This is a genomic window from Achromobacter sp. 01N37 (assembly GCF_056399725.1).
Map to the genome: position 1 here is coordinate 80860 of NZ_JBFTRX010000019.1, position 17599 is coordinate 98458.

Consider the following 17599-nt stretch of genomic DNA (forward strand, 5'->3'; position numbering starts at 1 on the left):
GTCATCAATGCAAATGCCGTCTTCCTTCCCATCCGTATCTCCAGCGGATTCCCCCACTGATTCCCCGTCCGATCTGCCAAACCTGCTTGCCGAGCTTGTGGATAGCAACATCGGCGCCGCCCTCGACCGTCCACGGTCCACCCACGCGCCGCGCATCCTCTTGCTGTATGGCTCGCTGCGCGAGCGCTCATTCAGCCGCTACGCCACCGAAGAGGCCGCCCGGTTGCTCCAGCGCTTTGGTGCGGAAGCGCGCATCTTCGATCCCGCTGGCTTGCCGCTGGTGGACGACGCGCCAGAAGATCACCCGAAAGTGGTGGCGCTGCGGGATGCCGTGCAATGGGCCGAAGGCATGGTCTGGTGTTCGCCGGAACGCCACGGCGCGATGACCGGGCTGATGAAGTCGCAGATTGACTGGATTCCGCTCACGCTTGGCGCGGTGCGGCCCACGCAGGGCAAGACGCTGGCGGTGATGCAGGTCAGCGGCGGGTCGCAATCGTTCAATGCGGTGAATCAGATGCGCATTCTGGGCCGCTGGATGCGCATGCTGACAATTCCGAATCAGTCGTCGGTGGCCAAGGCATGGCAGGAATTCGACGACGCCGGCCGGATGAAGCCGTCGGCGTATTACGACCGGATCGTCGACGTCATGGAAGAGCTGGTGAAGTTCACGCTGCTGACGCGCGATGTCTCGCCGTATCTGGTGGATCGCTATAGCGAACGCAAAGAGTCTGCCGAAGCGCTGTCCAAGCGCGTGCGCCAGGCGGCAATCTAAGCCGCCGCCTGCGTTCAGCGCCTGTGTTCACCTCTTACACAGCCGCTGCCTGCGTTCAGCGCCAGCTTTCACCTCTTACACAGCCGCCGCCTGCGTTCACCGCCAGCTTTCATCTCGTCCTCCGCGGCCGAGCGCCGCGCCATTTCCTAAATCCGCTTGGCCGTCCAGCTTCCCTTGCCGGCGGCGCTGCCGCTCATGGTCTTGCCATTGACCTCGCCCGTGTAGCGCACGCCGTTGGCCACGAACGAAATCGCTTTGYCGTCCAGGCGCGCGTCCGAGATATCCGCCGAACCCAGCTTGCCCGACAGCATCTGGTAGTGCTGCGTCAGATGCAGCGTCTGGCCATCAACCTCCCACTTTCCGTCGACCTTGGCCGGCACGATCCACAGCAGCGCCGTGCAATAGGTGGAGCACTCCTTAGTGACGGTCTCGGCCGCATCCGGCTCCCAATCGCCCATGCGGAACGTGTTTGACACCACGCGGGTGCCGGGCGGCAACTGAAGCAGGGTGGGGCGCAGCTTCTCGTTGATGGTCGACAGCAGGAACATGGTGATCACGTCGGCCTTCGACAAATCCGTCTGGAACAGGTCGGCCGCGACGAAGGTGGCCCGGTCGGCCACGCCCGCGCGTTGCGCGTTGCGGCGCGACAGCTCAACCAAATCCGGGTTGTATTCAATGCCTTGCGCGGTCAGCCCGCGCTGCGCGGCGGTGATGACGGTGCGGCCGTCGCCCGAGCCCAGGTCCATCAGCCGGTCTTGCGGCGTGACTTTGGCCATGTCCAGCATCTTGTCCACGAGCGTTTGCGGCGTGGGCACCCAGATGACGTCTTTGCCATCCTGGCCCACGTCGGGCACGTAGTCGCCGGACGCTTTGGCGTCTGTCGTAGTGACTGTCCTAGCCTCTGTCTTGGCCGCCGGCTGGGCGTTGGCGGCGGCCACGAACGCCAGCGACAGCGCCATGGCGGTGGCCACCATCATCATGCGTGTGCGCGTCTGCGTAGCGCGCTGGACACCGGCAACGGGCGGGCGGGCGGAGTAGGGAGGCAGAGTCGAAGGTTTCATGATGGAAGGTTCCTTGGGTTAGCCCGGCAGCCGGGCACGCTTGAGCAATCGCAACATGGGGACGCCAGCCGCCAGCACGGCCAGCCCGATCAACGCGCCAGCGCCCGCATACACGGCGCTGGAGTAGACCAGCCCGGCGCACGTCAGGGCCAGCAGCAGCGGGGGCAGCGGATACAACGGCACGCGAAACGGCCGGGCGCGATCCGGGTCTATCTGGCGCAAGCGCCAGACGGACGCCGCGACCAGCAGCATGAAGATCCAGAAGACGGGCGCGGTATACGCCACCATGGTCTGCACGCTGTTCTGGCTGAAGGCGCCCAGCGCCACAAGCGCCAGCGTGATCGCGCCTTGCGCCAACAGCGCCGCAACCGGGGTCGCATTGCGTGCGCTCCAGCCAGACAATCCCCGCAGCCGCGGCACGTCGCGCCCCAGCGCGTAATACACCCGCGCCCCGGTGATGATGGTGCCGTTGATGGTGCTTAATGCCGTCGCGCAGATCATCAAACTGAGCAAGGCCGCGGCATAGGGGCCGGCCGCCAATTGCATGACGTCTGCGCCCAGCGCCGGCGTGTCACGCAGGCCTTGCAGGCCGAAAATCTCCAGCAACGCCAGATTGGTCAGGACATACGCACCCGTCACAACGACCGTGCCGATGAGCAGCACGCGGCTCATGTTGCGCCCCGGATTGCGCAGTTCGCCGCTAAGGTAGGCCGCTTCGTTCCAGCCGCCGTAGGTCAGCAACACAAACACCATGCCCATGCCCATCAAGCCCGCGGGGTTGCCGGTAAGCGCGGCGGGCGCGGCGTCCAAGGCTGTGCTGTCGGTGGTGGTGGACAGGCTGGCGATCAACACGGCGCCCAGCGCCAGCAGCGTCAGCACGGTAAATACCCATTGCAGCCGCTTGGAGTGTTTCGTGCCGATCACGTTCAGCGCCGTCAGGGCGACCACGGAAATCGCGGCATGCAGCGCCGGGCCGTGCGCCCCCAACGGCATCAAGCGCTGGGCGTAATCGCCATAGATATAGGCGACAACGGCGATGGCGCCAGTCTGGATGACCGTGCACCGCGCCCAGGCGAACATCAACCCCACGCGTGAGCCCCAGGCCCGAGTCAAATACAGATATTCGCCGCCCGCGCCGGGGTACGCCGAGCCCAATTCGGCGTAGCACAGCGCGCCTACCAACATCACCAGGCCGCCGGCGCACCACAAGCCGATGTACATGGCTTCTGAGCCGGCATGCTGCGCCACCAGCGGCGGGAAGCCAAAAATGCCGATGCCGATCACCACGCCCACCAAGACCACGATCGCGTCCATGACTGACAAACCGGCGCGCGGGTCCTCCACCTCGGTGTGGGCGGCGGGCGAGGAGGAGGTAGTCATCGGAGGCTCTCGGATAGGCGGCGGGACACAGGCGCGGCGCGTGCCGGAGAAGGCGCCTGACATTAACCTGAATCATTAGCGACCCGAACGAAAGCAGAAAAGTTTCTGCGGGTTTTCCCGGGAAAGTCCAAACCTATCGAACGATCATTGCGCGCGGCATCTATAAATGACTTCACAAATACAATGCAACATCTTGATTTAGCGCATAAAACTCCCTACACCTAAAGTGATGTAGTTAAAGTGCTTTATGAAGTATTTTTTAGCCATCTCCACCCGTAAAATTTCCCGATGAATCAACACGACTACCAAATCGCACTGCGCCGCGTGCTGGACCAGCACACCGGCCGCGCCCAAGAAAAACTGGCTGCGCTGATTGCCGCCTTGCCGGAAAAAGCCCGCGAAATTCAATTTGGCATATTCCCCGACCAGGACGGCGAGGGCACGTTCTCGGTCGTCATCAGCCTGGACGGCCCCGACTTGTATGTGCTGAACAAGGCGGTGGATGCCCACCGAACCTTGTTCGACGTCCGCCACACCAGCAAGGGCCTTAGCCCGGCGGTGCCGCAGTTCGCCCCCGACAGCACCGGCTTTGCCGTGCATGACGCCATTGCAGATACGGCAGCGGACTGGATCGAGGTGCTGTGGGAACAGGCGGGAAAGGGAAGGTCGCCGTTGCCCGGTTTGGTCTATGGCGATGACGACGCGGGCAAGACCTTGCCGCGCGAATTGAAGCCGTAATTCGCCTGCAGTTGCCCCAAAAGGTGCCACGAGGTTGCTCCGACGTTGGAGCCTAAACTGCCCCGTTAGCTTCCTCTGCATTCAGCGGAAACCCAAGCCAGGCGCCAATTTCGCTTAACGTGGCAACCATTTTGGCGCCTATTTACTTGCAAATAGATCCTATTTATACTCCCGCCCGGAGTCGGACGCTGGGTGTCCGGCTGTCGTGTCATTGACTCTTGCTGCCTCCTGTCGCACTGAGGATGACCGCTACCTGTGGTGACGTCTCAGCAGGCGTCTGGAGAAGAGCAAGATGGCTAAGGCCAACCTTAAGCAAGCGCGGGCATCGTTCCCGCTGAACCGCCGCGCCGCGGCGATTGCCGCCGCCTTGGCAGGTCTGTCCGGTTTGGCTCAGGCGCAGACGGCCCCGGGGCCTGCTACAGCATCTGCTACAGCATCTAGTGCCGTACCGGCCACAGCCGCCGCCGCCAGCGAAGCAGGGGAGTTGGCCGCCGTCACCGTAACGGGCGACTGGCTTGGCACGCCCACCGAAGAAAAGGTGTTGTCGCATCCCGGCGCCCGCACGGTCGTCGAGCAGCAGCAGATCGTGGAAAGCGGGTCCAGCAATGTGCGTGACGTGCTGCGCCAGATTCCGGGCGTGCAGGTGCAAGACAGCAACGGCACCGGCGGCAGTGACGTGTCGCTGAACGTGGGCGTGCGTGGCCTGACGTCGCGCCTGTCGCCCCGGTCCACCATCTTGATGGACGGCGTGCCGATGGCCTATGCGCCTTACGGCCAGCCGCAGTTGTCGCTGGCGCCGGTGTCGCTGGGCAACCTGGAGTCGGTAGACGTAGTGCGCGGCGCGGGCTCCGTGCGCTACGGCCCGCAGAACGTGGGCGGCATCATCAACTTTGTGACGCGCCAGATTCCGACGGACTTCACGACCAGCCTGAACGTAGGCAGCGAAATCTATAGCCACGGCGGCAACGTCAAGACCACGCCCAGCCTGTTCCTGGGCGGCACCACTGACCAAGGCCTGGGCGGCGCGCTGCTGTATTCGGGCACGCACGGCGACGGCTATCGGTCCAGCAACGATTCCACCGACATCGACGACGTGATCCTGAAAGGCGCTTATCGCTTCTCGTCGACCGACAACGTGGCCGTCTCGTTGCACCACTTCGAAGGCAAAGGCCGGATGCCGGGCGGCCTGACCACCGCGCAATACTCGGAAGACCCGTTCCAATCCACCCGCCAGTATGACCAATTCACYGGCCGCCGCACGGACGGGTCGCTGAAGTACACGCATAACGACGGCGTGAACAACTTCGAAGTGCTGACGTATTACGTGGACTCGTATCGCGGCAGCGACATCGAACAAGCCGGAACCGGCGCCACGGCCAACCAGTTCCGCCTGACCTCAGCCCCCCGCAGCTACCACTATTTCGGGTTTGAACCGCGCTATTCGCGCCTGTTTGATTCGGGTTCGTTCGTGCAGGAAATCAGCGTGGGCTACCGCTACCTGAAGGAAAGCAGCTCGGAAGTGGCGGGGCGCACGGCGTACTACAACCCGGCGGCCGGCGGCGACGCTTTCGACCTGAAGATGCCGACCTACCAGACGAGCGACGGCGGCACCACCGCCCACGCCTTCTATATCGACGACCGTATCGACATCGGCAAATGGACCATCACCCCCGGCGTGCGCTTTGAAAGCATCAGCACGTACAACAACGTCACCAACTTCAATACCGCCACGGGCGCGGTCACCAGCGCCTTGTCGCCGTCAATCGACTCGCGCGTGACGCTGCCAACCTTGTCGGTGCTGTACCGCGTGGATGAAAAATGGTCGCTGTTCGCCAACGCCGGCAAGTCGTTCGGGCCGCAGCAGTACAGCCAGTTGGCGTCTACCACCGAAGGCTTGCACCCGGAAACGGCCAAGACCTATGAAATCGGCACGCACTTTGCCGGTGAGGCCTGGAGCGGCGAATTCACCTTGTTCAATATCGATTTCGACAAGGAATTGCAGCTGACGCGCTCCATCGTGGGCGAGGGCATGTGGACCGACCTGGGCGCCACGCGCCATCGTGGCCTGGAATCCGCCTTGCGGTACGACCTGGGCGACCTGAGCGACGCCTTGCGCGGCCTGTCCGTCTACGCCACCTACACCTACACGCAAGCCATCGCCAAGGCAGGCGCTTTCGAAGGGCGCGACCTGCCGCTGTATTCGCGCCAGGTCGCCTCCATTGGTGCGCGCTACGCGGTGCAGCGCTGGACGTTTAACGCCGACGTCTTCGCGCAATCCAAGCAACATTCGCCCGGTTCCCCGGATGCGGGCGCGGGCTACGTTACCGAGGAAGACGCCAGCGGCCGCTTGGGTGACATCCCCGGCTTTGCGACGGTGGCGGTGCGCGCGGGCTACGACTTTGGCAAGGAAATGAACAACATGAAGGTGGCCGTGGGCATCAAGAACCTGTTTGACCGCCGCTACTACACGCGCTCCACCGACAACAACGGCGGCAAGTTCGTGGGCCAGCCGCGCACCGTCTACCTGCAAGCGTCGGTGGCATTCTGAACCGCGCCCGCACAATCGAAAACGGGGCCTTCCTATGAAGGGCCTGCGCGGCGTGTGGCTGCGGGTGCACCGCTGGCTGGCGCTTAGCGCCGGCTGGGTGCTGATCTTCTCCGGCTTGTCCGGCGCGGCGCTTGTGGTGACGCCGGCGCTGGACCGCTGGGCGAACCCGCAGCTCTTTGAAGTCCGCCCCGAAGCGCAGTCCGACGTCCGGTCCGAAGCGCAGTCCGACATCCGCTCCGAAGCGCAGTCCCACGTCCGGCCCGAAGCCTCGTCCGACGTCCGATCTGCAATCGCGCCTGCGCAAGCCCCCGTAGCCCTTGATACCGTGTTGGGCCGCGTCCGGAAAGAATTCGGCGACGGCGCCAACCTGGTATTCCGGCCCGCCCGCAACCCCGGCGAAACGCTGCAAGTGCGGGTACGCGGTTCGTGGCGCGGCACGCTGTACGTGGACCCCGCCACGGGAGCCGAGCAGGGCCGGCGCGGTGACGCCGAGGGCGTGGCGAACGTGCTGTTCAAGCTGCACAGCGCGCTGTACCTGGACGGCACGGGCAAAGCCATTCTGGCTTGGGTGGCGCTGGCCTATCTCTTCCTGCTGATCACGGGCCTGATCCTGTGGTGGCCGCGTCATTGGGCAAAGGGCTGGAATATTGCGTTGAACCGGGGCTTGCTGCGGTCGCTGTTTGATCTGCATCGCGTTGGTGGCGCCACATTGAGCCTGCTCATTGCGGTGTCGGTGGCAACCGGCGCCTACATGGCCTGGCGTCCGCTGGGCGCGGCCGTCACCTGGCTAAGCGGCGCAACCCCCGTCAAGGCGCCCAAGCTGCCGCCCCTGGCCGGCGAACCGGCCGGCGGTTCCCCCTGGACACTGGATCAGCTGGCGGCCCGCGCCGTTGCGCAATTCCCCGACGCGCCGCCCATCGGCTATATCGTCGTGCCGCCTCATGCCAACGCGCCCACCCGATTCCGGATGATGCTGGCCGATGATCCGCATCCCAATGGCATGACCTCGGTCTGGATCGACCCTCGCACGGCGCAAGTGTTGGCGGTACATCGCTGGAACGAGCTGGACCCGGGCGCCCGCGCCACGGCGGTGATCTATCCGCTGCATACGGGTGAATTAGGTGGGGTCGCGCTGGAAACGGCGGTGGCAATCGGTGGACTGGCGCTGGGCGGGCTGGGCATCAGTGGCGCCTGGCTGTGGTGGCGACGGCGGGCCATCAAGCGGGCAGGGCGCCCGCAGACCGCCGGCTAGCCGCCCGCAGACCGCCCGCAGACCGACCCCTAGCCGCCCGCACCGACCCCGCGCAGGAATACTATTTGCTGATCACTCTCTAATAAGAGGAGCTGATCATGGCAACAAGAACCATCTGGAAAGGGGCCATTTCGTTTGGCCTGGTCCACATACCGGTCGGCCTGCACACGGCGACCACCGAGTCCGGCGTGGACTTCGACTGGCTGGACAAGCGCTCGATGGACCCGGTGGGCTACAAGCGCATCAACAAGCGCACCGGCAAGGAAATCGACCGCGACAACATCGTCAAGGGCGTGGAATACGAAGGCGGCCAGTACGTCATCATTTCCCCGGAAGAGATTGCCGACGCCTACCCGCGCACCACGCAAACCATTGAAATACAACAGTTCGTGGACATGGCGGACGTGCCGTTCGTGTATCTGGAGCGGCCGTACTACGTCGCGCCCATCAATAAAGGGCAGAAGGTGTATGCCTTGCTGCGCGACACGCTCGCCAAGACCGGCAAGATCGGTATTGCCAAGGTCGTGATCCAGACCAAGCAGCACCTGGCCGCGCTGATTCCGTCGGGCGACGCGCTGGTGCTGAACCTGATGCGCTGGGGCGACGACGTCAAATCGATGGATGATCTGGAGCTGCCCAAGTCCGGCGCCAAAGGCATGACCCCCAGCGCCAGCGAACTGAAGATGGCCAAGATGCTGGTGGACGATATGTCCGGCAAATGGGACCCGACGGAATACAAGGATGAGTTCAAGGCCGCCGTGATGGGGCTGGTTGAGAAAAAGGTGAAAGCGGGCAAGACCGAGTCGGTGTTGGAACCGCAAGAAGAATCGCCGGCCTATGCGGACAACGTCATCGACCTGACCGAGTTGCTGCAACGCAGCTTGAGGGGTGGCAAGAAGGCGGCGCCCGCCGCCAAGAAGGCGCCGGCGGCGAAGAAGGCGGCCTCTGGCAAAACGGCCGCAAAAAAGACAGCTGCAAATAAGACAGCTGCAAATAAGACAGCTGAACTAAAGACAGCCGCAAAGAAAGCCCCCGCCCAGAAAACTGCGGCGAAGTCTCGCAAGGCGGCGTGACATGGCCGATTCGCTCAAGACCTATCGGAACAAGCGCAATTTTCAGGTGACGTCTGAACCGGCGGAAGGCGGCCAACCCAATGAAAGCGCGCGCGCCTTCGTCATTCAGAAACACTGGGCCAGCCGGCTGCACTACGATTTTCGGTTGGAACTGGATGGGGCGATGAAAAGCTGGGCGGTGCCTAAAGGGCCCAGCTACGACCCGTCGGTTAAGCGCATGGCGGTGCAGGTAGAAGATCACCCCATCGCCTACAACCAGTTCGAAGGGCAGATCCCCGAAGGGCAGTACGGCGCGGGCAAGGTCATTATCTGGGACGAAGGCGTGTGGGTCTCCGTGGGTGATGCCCGCAAAGGCTATCGGGAAGGCCACCTGAAGTTCGACTTGCAGGGCAAGAAAATGCAGGGCCGATGGGCGCTGGTTCGAATGAAGGGCAAGGAAAGCGACAAGCAGCCGCCCTGGCTGCTGATCAAAGACCGCGACGATTTCGCGCGCGCCGAGGCTGACTTCAGCGTGGTGGATGAGATGCCCGACAGCGTCGTGCCATTAAGGGCAAAGGGGGACAAAGGGGCGAAGGCGGCGAAGGGCAAAACGACGGGCAAGGCCAACGCCCGGGCGAAGCCGAACTCCAAACCTGACGCCGTGCCCGATTCCAAGTCCAAGTCCAAGCCCGCCGCAGAAGAGGGCAGGCTGCCCGGCCACGCGGCTGCCTTGCCCGCGTCGCTTAAACCCCAACTGGCCACCTTGATCGACGGCGCGCCGCCCGAGTCCGACGATTGGCTGTACGAATTGAAGTTCGACGGCTACCGCTTGCTGGTCCGCATCGATGGCGACGACGTCAAGCTGTATACCCGCAACGGGCATGACTGGACGGCGAAGCTGCCGCATATTGCCGAAGCCTTCGGCAAGCTGCCCGCCAAATGCGCCTGGGTGGACGGCGAGGCGGTGGTGCTGGACGAGAACGGCGTGCCGAATTTCCAGGCCTTGCAAAACGCCTTCGATGGCGACCGCACCGGAAACATCATCTTCTACGCTTTCGACCTGCCGTTCATTGGCCAGCGCGACTTGCGGGACGAACCGCTGCACGTGCGCCGGGCGTTGCTGGCGCAGTTGATGGAAACATCACACGACGACCACCTGCGCTTCAGCGAGGCCTTCAACGCGACGCCCGCAAGTCTGGTGGCGTCCGCCTGCAAGATGGGCATGGAAGGCATCATCGCCAAGCGCCTGTCGTCGCGCTATGTGTCGCGGCGCAGCGACAACTGGCTGAAGATCAAATGCGCCAAGCGCCAGGAATTTGTGATCGTGGGCTACACCGCGCCGCAAGGGTCCCGCGAAGGGCTGGGGGCGCTGCTGCTGGCGGTGCACGATGAAGATGGCGCGTTGCGCTATGCGGGCAAGGTCGGCACGGGCTTTGACCGGGCGAAGCTGATCGCGCTGCAAAAGGACCTGGCGCGCATTGAAACCCACGACAAACCCGTGTCAGGCGGACAGGCGAAGGGCGTGCACTGGGTGAAGCCGGAACGCGTCGCCGAGGTGTCGTTTGGCGAATGGACCAGCGACGGCCATATCCGGCACTCGGTGTTCCGGGGACTGCGCGACGACAAACCGGCACGGCAGATCAAGCGGGAACGGCCGGCCACCCCACGCACCAAGCCCGCCAAGCTCACGCATCCCGAAAGGGTGATTGACCCGTCCGCCGGAATCACCAAGCTGGACCTGGCCCGCTACTACGGACTGGTTGCGCCCTTGCTGCTGCCGCACCTGAAAGACCGCCCCGTGTCATTCCTGCGCGCGCCAGGCGGCTTGAACGCGCCGTTCTTCTTCCAGAAGCACTTGGAAGCGGCCATGCCCGGCGTCAAATCCCTGCCGGCCGAACTCGACCCTGATCATCCTCCGCTGTTGGAAGTGCCTACGGCCGAAGCCATCATGTCGGCCGTGCAGATGAACGTGGTGGAATTCCACACCTGGAATGCGGTGAAAACCGCCATCAGCAAACCCGACCGCATGCTGTTCGACCTGGACCCCGGCGAAGGCGTGGACTGGCCCGCGGTGCAACAGGGGGCGCAGCTCATGCGCACGATGCTGCAAGAGATTGGCCTGGAAGGGTGGTTGAAAACCAGCGGCGGCAAGGGTTTGCATGTGGTCGTGCCGCTGCGCCGGCAACAGGATTGGGACACCATCAAGGCGTTCTCGCAGCGTATCGTGGCGCATATGGCCGCGACCTTGCCGCAGATATTCGTCGCCAAGAGCGGGCCGAAAAACCGGGTCGGAAAGATCTTCGTCGACTATCTGCGCAACGGCTTCGGCGCCACAACGGTAGCCGCCTGGTCGGCCCGCGCCCGGCCAGGCATGGGGGTGTCGGTGCCCGTCGCCTGGGACGAACTCGCGGACTTGAAGAGCAGCGCGCACTGGACCATCAGCAATATCCATACGCGGCTGGATGCGGGCAACACCCCGTGGGACGGCTACGCGCCGCAGGCGGTGGGGCGCGCGATGGCGGCGATGGCGTTCGATCCGGCCAAGTGACGGGCCCAAGTGAACCCGCCCAAGTCACCCGCTCCACCGGCCTAGACCCTGTTTCATCGATTCTGTATTCTGCACGCTGGCAGCTAGCGGGTAGGACGCTTCCCGATGAAAAGAAAAGTAGGGCTGTTGACGGTACTGATCGCCTTGGCCATCTTCAGCGTGGCCATCGGCTTTTTCAACGCGCTCTACGCCGGCTATCAGGTGCAGAAGGCGCAAGTGGTCAAGAATTCGCTGGAATCCAATCTGGCCTATTCGGAAAAGCTGGCCGAATTCATCAACCTGTATATCGATTCGGTACACCGGCAGCTGACGGCCAGCGCGGGCCGCCTATCGGCCTCCTCAATCTCGTCCTCGGCCACACAATCTGCCACCTCTTCGGCCGCGTCAGTCTCATCGGACGCACGGGCGGCGGCAGTGACGGAATTGTCGCGTCTGGCCACCCAGACCCAGGGCGTTTCCGCCGCCATGCTTGCGGACGCCAGCGGCGTGGTCATCGCGCATTCGGGCCAGGCGTCGGCGGTGTTGTCCGGCGTGAAAACACTTCAAGAATTGGGCATGAAAGAACGCCGGCGGGCGGATTGGGTCATGCCCTGCTGCACGCGCGAAGACCAACGCGCCGCGCTGATGCTGGTGGAACCCATCGTCAACCCGGCAGGCGCTATCGCGGGCTTTGTTGCGGCGGTCGTCATCCTGGAACGCGGCAGCCGGCTGGACAAGCTCATCGGTGAGCACGCCTATGCCGACGGCACAGACGTCTATTTGGTGAACGTGGATGGCCAGGTGTTGTACAGCCACCAGACCAGCGGGCCGGACCCGTCGGTGCTCAGCCTGATCAAGGCCGACATCTCGCCGACCTCTGGCCCAGGCTCCGCGCAAATCAAAGAAGCCACGGGCAGCACGATGCTTGCCGGGTATGCGCCCATCACCAAAGGCAAGTGGGCCGTCGTCATGCAACGGCCGCTTGACGAGGCCTTGTCCCCGGTGAAATCGCTGCTGGCCGAATCGTTGCGGCTTGCCATCCCCGCCATTGTCCTGACCTTGATCCTGGTTTGCGCATTGGCGTACGCCATCGCACACCCCTTGACGCGGTTGACGCGCGCCCTGGCCAGCTCCAAAGCCGTAGATGCCCAAGACCCGCGCGCCAGCACGCTGACGACCTGGTACGACGAAGCGGACCAACTGCGGCAGGCGCTGGTCGCCACCTTGGCCCAGCATCGGCGCGAAGTGGGGCGGCTGAATACAGAAACAATGACCGATCCCATGACGGGGTTGATGAACCGCCGCGCCCTGGATCAGCGCTTTGACGAACTGGTGGCGGCTGGTTCGCCCTTTGCGGTGATTGCGCTGGACCTGGACCATTTCAAGCAAGTCAACGACGTCCATGGCCACCCGGTGGGTGACAAGGTGCTGATTTCATTGGCGAATACGCTGATCAGCAGCGTGCGCCAGCAAGACCGGCCGTTTCGCATCGGCGGCGAAGAATTCGTGGTGATTGTTCACGCGCCCACGGCCGACGTGGCCATGCACACGGCCGAACGCATCCGGGCAAGCGTGGCCGCCAAGCCGATGCCGGAGGGCGTGGGCCACGTCACGGTGTCGGTGGGCGTGGCGTTATGGCCACAGCATGGAAATTCGCCCGAAGCTGTTGTCAAATGCGCTGACCTGGCGTTGTATGCCTCGAAAGAAGCAGGCCGCAACCGGGTCACGCTGTGGGAAGGGTAGTCCGATCAACGAAGGCTGAACGTAGGTGGCACTTTGAACTATTCATTTGTTCTGGTTGGCGCGGCGGTTGTCTTCTTTTTTCTGTTGCTTGGCGCGATCCGCGTGGGGCGATACCTGGGGCGCCGGCACGCCGGCGATGACAAAGGCACGGCGGGGTCGGCGGCCATCGAGGCCTCTGTGTTCGCATTGCTTGGCTTGCTGATCGCCTTCACGTTCTCGGGCGCGGCCCAACGCATGGCCGACCGGCGCAACCTGCTGGTTGTCGAAGTCAACGCGATCGGCACGGCGTGGCTGCGCATTGATTTGCTCAATGCCGACGACCAGCCCCTCTTGCGTGACCAATTCCGCCGCTACGTGGACGAACGGGTCAGTTACTACAAGCACGTGGCCGACCTGGAGCACCGCGACGCCATCGCCACGAAGGTGGGCGCCCTGCAGAACGAGATCTGGAAAAGCTCCATCGCCGCCAGCAAGCACGCCGTGCCGCCGTTTGCCGCGTCATACATCGCGTCGGTCAATGACATGTTCGACTCGGCCACGGCGCAAACCGTGGCGCAGAAAGTGCATCCGCCCATCGTCACGTATATGTTCCTGGGCTTCCTCGCCTTGGTGTGCGCGTGCCTGATCGGCATCAACCTGGCCGGCGCCAAGCGCGACACCTTGCTGCACCAGATGATCTACGCGCTGGTGATGGCGGTGGCGCTGTACATCATTGTTGACTTCGAATTTCCGCGTATCGGGGCGATACGCATCGACCAAAGCGACGCCTTGCTGCTATCGCAACGGCAGGCGATGGGTAGCGCGGCAGAGGGAGTTTCGAAGTAGGGGGCAGTCAAGCCAGCAGCGGCGTCAGGCGGCCGAGCAACGTGCGGCCGATGGGCGACGCCAAGCACGCAAACGCCGCCACGTTCAGCCCGACCGTGACCCAGAACCACGCCCGGAAGCTGGGCTTCACGGACTTGTGCCGGAGTCGTTGCTGCGCCAGCAACGCGCCCGGCCAACCGCCGACCAGCGCCCACGCATGCAGCGTCCGTTCCGATATCCGCCAGCGCTTGGCCCTGGCCGCGGACTTGTCATAGGCGTACACGGCGAACGTGATCAGGCTAAGCGCCACATAAGCCAGCCCGACCCACAGCGGCACGCCCCAAAAGTAAGCGGCCAGCCCGTAAGCGAAGACAAACAGCGCAATCAGCATTCGGAAAGTCCGAGTTGATGTGAAGAGCCGCCATTATCCTCGAAGGGCTGGCCAAGGCAGGCGCCGCAATGATGACGCGTGCTTGCAGCGCGCCGCGATGATGACGCTAGCTTGCAGCGAGCCGCGATGTTGGCGCTTGCAAGCAGACGCCGCAAACCCGACGCTTGCAAGCAGGCGCCGCAAACATTACGCCTGCTTGCCTGTTGGCGTCTGCTTAGAAACGCACGGCCAGCTTCAACACGCCGGATTGCTGGCGGTTGCCGCCGCCGAACTGCGCGTCGTAGGAAACGCCCGCCGTCGTGTTGCGCGTGATCGCCATTTCGGCGCCCAGACCCACCACGGCGGCATCGCGTGCGATGGGCACACCCGTCACCGAGAACGTGCTGCCGCCGTCAAACGCCAGTTCCTGCTTGGGTTTCACATCACCCATGGCATGGCGCCAGCCCAACGATGCGGTCAGACGGCCCGGCGCCACGTCGGAACCGAACTGCCATGCGCCGCGCAGGCCCAGCGTGGTGCTGGTGACGTCGTCAGTGCTGCTCGACCCATGCAACGCAGCCGTTCCGCCGGACTCCTTGAAGTCACGCGTGCGCAGCTGGTTCCACGCCAGGCCGGCGTAGGGTTCGATGCTGGTGACATCGTTCAGCGGCACGTTGTAGCCGAGTTCGGTGAACAACTGCGTCGACGATGCGTTGTACGACGACTTGAGCTGCTGATTCAGGCTGCCCGCCACCACATCGCGCTTCGCGTCGATCTCGTGCCAGGTGTAGGCCGCGCCTGCCATGAAGCGGATATGGCCCGCGCCAGCCTCGAAGTTGCGCCCGCCGAACAACGCCGCGGTGTAGCTGTCGACATTCGTGCGTGACGACACGTCGGCCATCGAGTTGTGGCTGCCGATGTAGCCCAGCGCGCCACCCAGGCGCCAGCCGTTGCCGACCGCGCCATCACCGCCAATGAAAATGCCGCCCGCCGATTGGCTGACGCTTGTCGCGTTGCCATCACCGCCGAACTTGCTCCAATTGCCGAACGCCTGCGCCCAGACGGGCGAGGCACCGCTTTGCGGCAGCGCGTCAGCCGAGGGCGCACCCAATTGGGCCGTCGGCCGGCCAGCAAGCACCGGGGCGTCAAGGTTGCCGCGGAAATGCGACAACGGCAACGTGCGCACCATGTCGCCCTGGCTTTGCAAGACGCTCGTCGTGCTGGCGTAGGCTTCGCCGGACAGCATCGACAGCGCCGAGCGCGCTTCGCCCGGGGTCATGGTCAGGACGGCCGCGGTCACCTGGCTGGCGCCAGAAGTTTTGTCCGCTGCGCTGCCGCTTGCGACGACGGAAGATCCGGTGGTGGGTGCAGGGGTGGTCCCCGCCGTCGTGCCAGTGGTCGTTCCGGTGGTCGTGCCAGTAGTCGTGCCAGTGGTCCCGGTGGTCGTCCCCGTTCCCGTCGAAGTCGATCCGTTCCCGGTCGTGGCAGAGCCGTTACCCGTCGACGTCGAGCCGTTACCCGTCGAGCCGTTACCCGTGGAGGCCGACCCATTCCCCGTAGACGCCGAGCCGTTTCCAGCCGACGACGATCCGTTGCCGGTCGCGGGCGGATCTTGCTGATCCAACGCATTCCCCGCATTGTTCGCGTTGTCCGAGCCGCCGATGCTTCCGATCGGCACGTCGTTGCGCGTCAGCGTCATGAACGCATTCTTGGCGTCGTAGCTGAGCGTGGGCGTCAGGAACGCATACGAGCTGGATGCGCCCTTGAACGTGCCTTGCACGCCGCCGTCCGCCGTCAGGATGTTGTAGGTGGTGCGCGGCGCGTAATTGCCGTCGGGGCCCACATGCGCCACCGTGCCATCCAGGTAGGCGACGCCCGTGACGTGGATGCGGTCGCTGGCGCTGCTGGCCGGGTCGGCATGCACGCGATAGATCGTGTTTTCGCCAAAGGTCATGTTTCCGTTGACGGTCAGCGTGCCGATGGGCGAGCCATCGTTGCCGGGCGACACGACAGCGGTGGGGTAGAGCGTGGTGGTGCCCACTTGGCCAACGCCTGCCAGCACCACTTCGCGGCCGATATCAATGGGGCCGTTCAGCTTGCCGTCGATCTCCAGCGCGCCGTCGGCGATCAAGATGGGGCCGGTCAGGCCGCTGCTGTCGGCGGTCAGGATGACCGAGCCGGGGCCGGTCTTGACGAAGCCCTGCGTGCCTTGCAGCGGGTTGTCGATGATGTCGACGAACTGGCCGGACGCATACGTGCCGTCGCCCACGACAATGGCCGGCGGGTTGCCACCGCTGCCAACCAGCGTGATGGGCGCGCCTTGCAGGCGATACCGGTCAGTGGCGAACTGAAGGCCCGATACGCGCACCGGGCCGGCGCTGCCGTCGACGGTGACCGTGCCGGCCGCGCCCGTGAAAATGGCATAGCCGGCATCGGGGAGGGCGCCCGTGGCGTTGGTGGGGCTGTTCCAATTCGTGCTGGCCGCCGTCCAGGTGCCATCGCCGCCGCCCGAACGGGTCGCGGACGCCACACCATTGCCGTTCCACAAGTTGGTCGTGCTGGGACCCAGGATCAGGTTGATCTGCTTGTCACCCGTCAGCGACTGGATGGTGGCGCCGGGCTGCGAGTCGCCCGTTACCGTGCCCAACGTCAGGCCGTTGCCGCTCAACGTGCCGCCGTAAGACAGAATTCGGTAGTAGCCCGCGTTGACGCCCAACGTGTTGACGGTGACGTTCAGCGTGGTGTTGTTGATGGCTGCATTGCCGCCAACGGTGATGTTGTCGCCGGTGCCGGGTTGCGTAATCGGCAGTCCGGCGTAACCGGTTTCAAATGCAAATTCGGCATTGTTCATCGACAGGTTGCCGTTCACGACCAGATTGCCGTTGGACACACCGGTCGGCGTGCCGACGGAATAACCCGGCGCAACGCGCGAGTTGCCCGACACGTTCAAGTCGCCATTGATCCGGCCAAAGCCTGCGACGGTGCCGTTCGACGCGGCATTGACGTTACCCGTGACGGCAACGCCAGCGCCGCCGCCATTGCCGCCAATCACCAGCGTGCCGCCGTTCACATCGACGCCGCCGGGATAGTTCACCGAACCATCGAACACCTGCGTATTGCCCGAGGTAACGGTCAGGTCCGCGGCCATGACGCCACCGCAGTACGTACTACTCAAAGCGAGCGTTGCTGTCAGCCACTTCTTCGTGCCATTTATCAAAACGTGAGTCCTTGTCTTCTGATTATTAATCCGGCGCCCACGCATTACTAAATTACTGTAAACGTATAATTACGTTACGGCAAAATAGGCTAATAAATGGAACGCGCCGTCGAAAAAAAGGACGCAATGTATACC

At 63.9% G+C, this 17599-nt stretch carries 12 protein-coding genes; 8 read left to right on the top strand and 4 right to left on the bottom strand.

Annotated elements, in window-relative coordinates; translation table 11 throughout:
* Positions 1-13: 13 nt before the first annotated feature.
* Positions 14-772, top strand: coding sequence for an arsenical resistance protein ArsH (gene arsH, locus AC1DSJ_RS27220; RefSeq protein WP_441372185.1), 759 nt, complete (start codon positions 14-16; stop codon positions 770-772).
* Positions 773-918: 146 nt separating this feature from the next.
* Here the strand turns inward: arsH and AC1DSJ_RS27225 are convergent, their stop codons facing one another.
* Both AC1DSJ_RS27225 and AC1DSJ_RS27230 read right to left on the bottom strand, forming a co-directional pair.
* Positions 919-1833: an SAM-dependent methyltransferase gene (locus AC1DSJ_RS27225; RefSeq protein WP_476760424.1), complete on the bottom strand. Its 915-nt coding sequence runs from the start codon at positions 1831-1833 to the stop codon at positions 919-921.
* 18 nt (positions 1834-1851) lie between these two features.
* On the bottom strand, positions 1852-3147 hold the full coding sequence (locus tag AC1DSJ_RS27230) for an APC family permease (protein ID WP_441372233.1): 1296 nt from the start codon (positions 3145-3147) through the stop codon (positions 1852-1854).
* A gap of 354 nt (positions 3148-3501) precedes the next feature.
* Here AC1DSJ_RS27230 and AC1DSJ_RS27235 point away from each other — a divergent pair, with 354 nt between their 5' ends.
* The 7 genes from AC1DSJ_RS27235 (at position 3502) to AC1DSJ_RS27265 (ending at position 13898) form a co-directional block, all read left to right on the top strand.
* Positions 3502-3951, top strand: a complete 450-nt coding sequence (locus AC1DSJ_RS27235; RefSeq protein WP_054422190.1) for a DUF6389 family protein — start codon at positions 3502-3504, stop codon at positions 3949-3951.
* A gap of 292 nt (positions 3952-4243) precedes the next feature.
* Positions 4244-6499 (top strand): TonB-dependent receptor family protein, encoded by a 2256-nt coding sequence (locus AC1DSJ_RS27240; protein ID WP_441372187.1) that lies wholly within the window; start codon positions 4244-4246, stop codon positions 6497-6499.
* A gap of 34 nt (positions 6500-6533) precedes the next feature.
* Positions 6534-7751, top strand: a complete 1218-nt coding sequence (locus AC1DSJ_RS27245) for a PepSY-associated TM helix domain-containing protein (RefSeq protein ID WP_441372188.1) — start codon at positions 6534-6536, stop codon at positions 7749-7751.
* 98 nt (positions 7752-7849) lie between these two features.
* On the top strand, positions 7850-8824 hold the full coding sequence (gene ku, locus AC1DSJ_RS27250; RefSeq protein ID WP_441372189.1) for a non-homologous end joining protein Ku: 975 nt from the start codon (positions 7850-7852) through the stop codon (positions 8822-8824).
* 1 nt (position 8825) lies between these two features.
* A complete protein-coding gene (gene ligD, locus AC1DSJ_RS27255; RefSeq protein ID WP_441372190.1) occupies positions 8826-11351 on the top strand; it encodes a DNA ligase D in 2526 nt (841 codons plus the stop codon).
* Between the two features lie 105 nt (positions 11352-11456).
* Complete coding sequence (locus tag AC1DSJ_RS27260; protein WP_441372191.1) at positions 11457-13073, top strand: sensor domain-containing diguanylate cyclase; 1617 nt, start codon at positions 11457-11459, stop codon at positions 13071-13073.
* Between the two features lie 33 nt (positions 13074-13106).
* Complete coding sequence (locus AC1DSJ_RS27265) at positions 13107-13898, top strand: bestrophin-like domain (protein WP_175168900.1); 792 nt, start codon at positions 13107-13109, stop codon at positions 13896-13898.
* 7 nt (positions 13899-13905) lie between these two features.
* On the opposite strand, the gene AC1DSJ_RS27270 is transcribed toward AC1DSJ_RS27265, so the two are convergent.
* Both AC1DSJ_RS27270 and AC1DSJ_RS27275 read right to left on the bottom strand, forming a co-directional pair.
* Positions 13906-14268 carry a DUF1294 domain-containing protein gene (locus AC1DSJ_RS27270; RefSeq protein ID WP_175168899.1) on the bottom strand — a complete coding sequence of 121 codons (363 nt, stop codon included), beginning with the start codon at positions 14266-14268 and terminating at the stop codon, positions 13906-13908.
* Positions 14269-14482: 214 nt separating this feature from the next.
* Positions 14483-17464 (bottom strand): autotransporter outer membrane beta-barrel domain-containing protein, encoded by a 2982-nt coding sequence (locus AC1DSJ_RS27275; RefSeq protein WP_441372192.1) that lies wholly within the window; start codon positions 17462-17464, stop codon positions 14483-14485.
* Between the last annotated feature and the right edge of the window lie 135 nt (positions 17465-17599).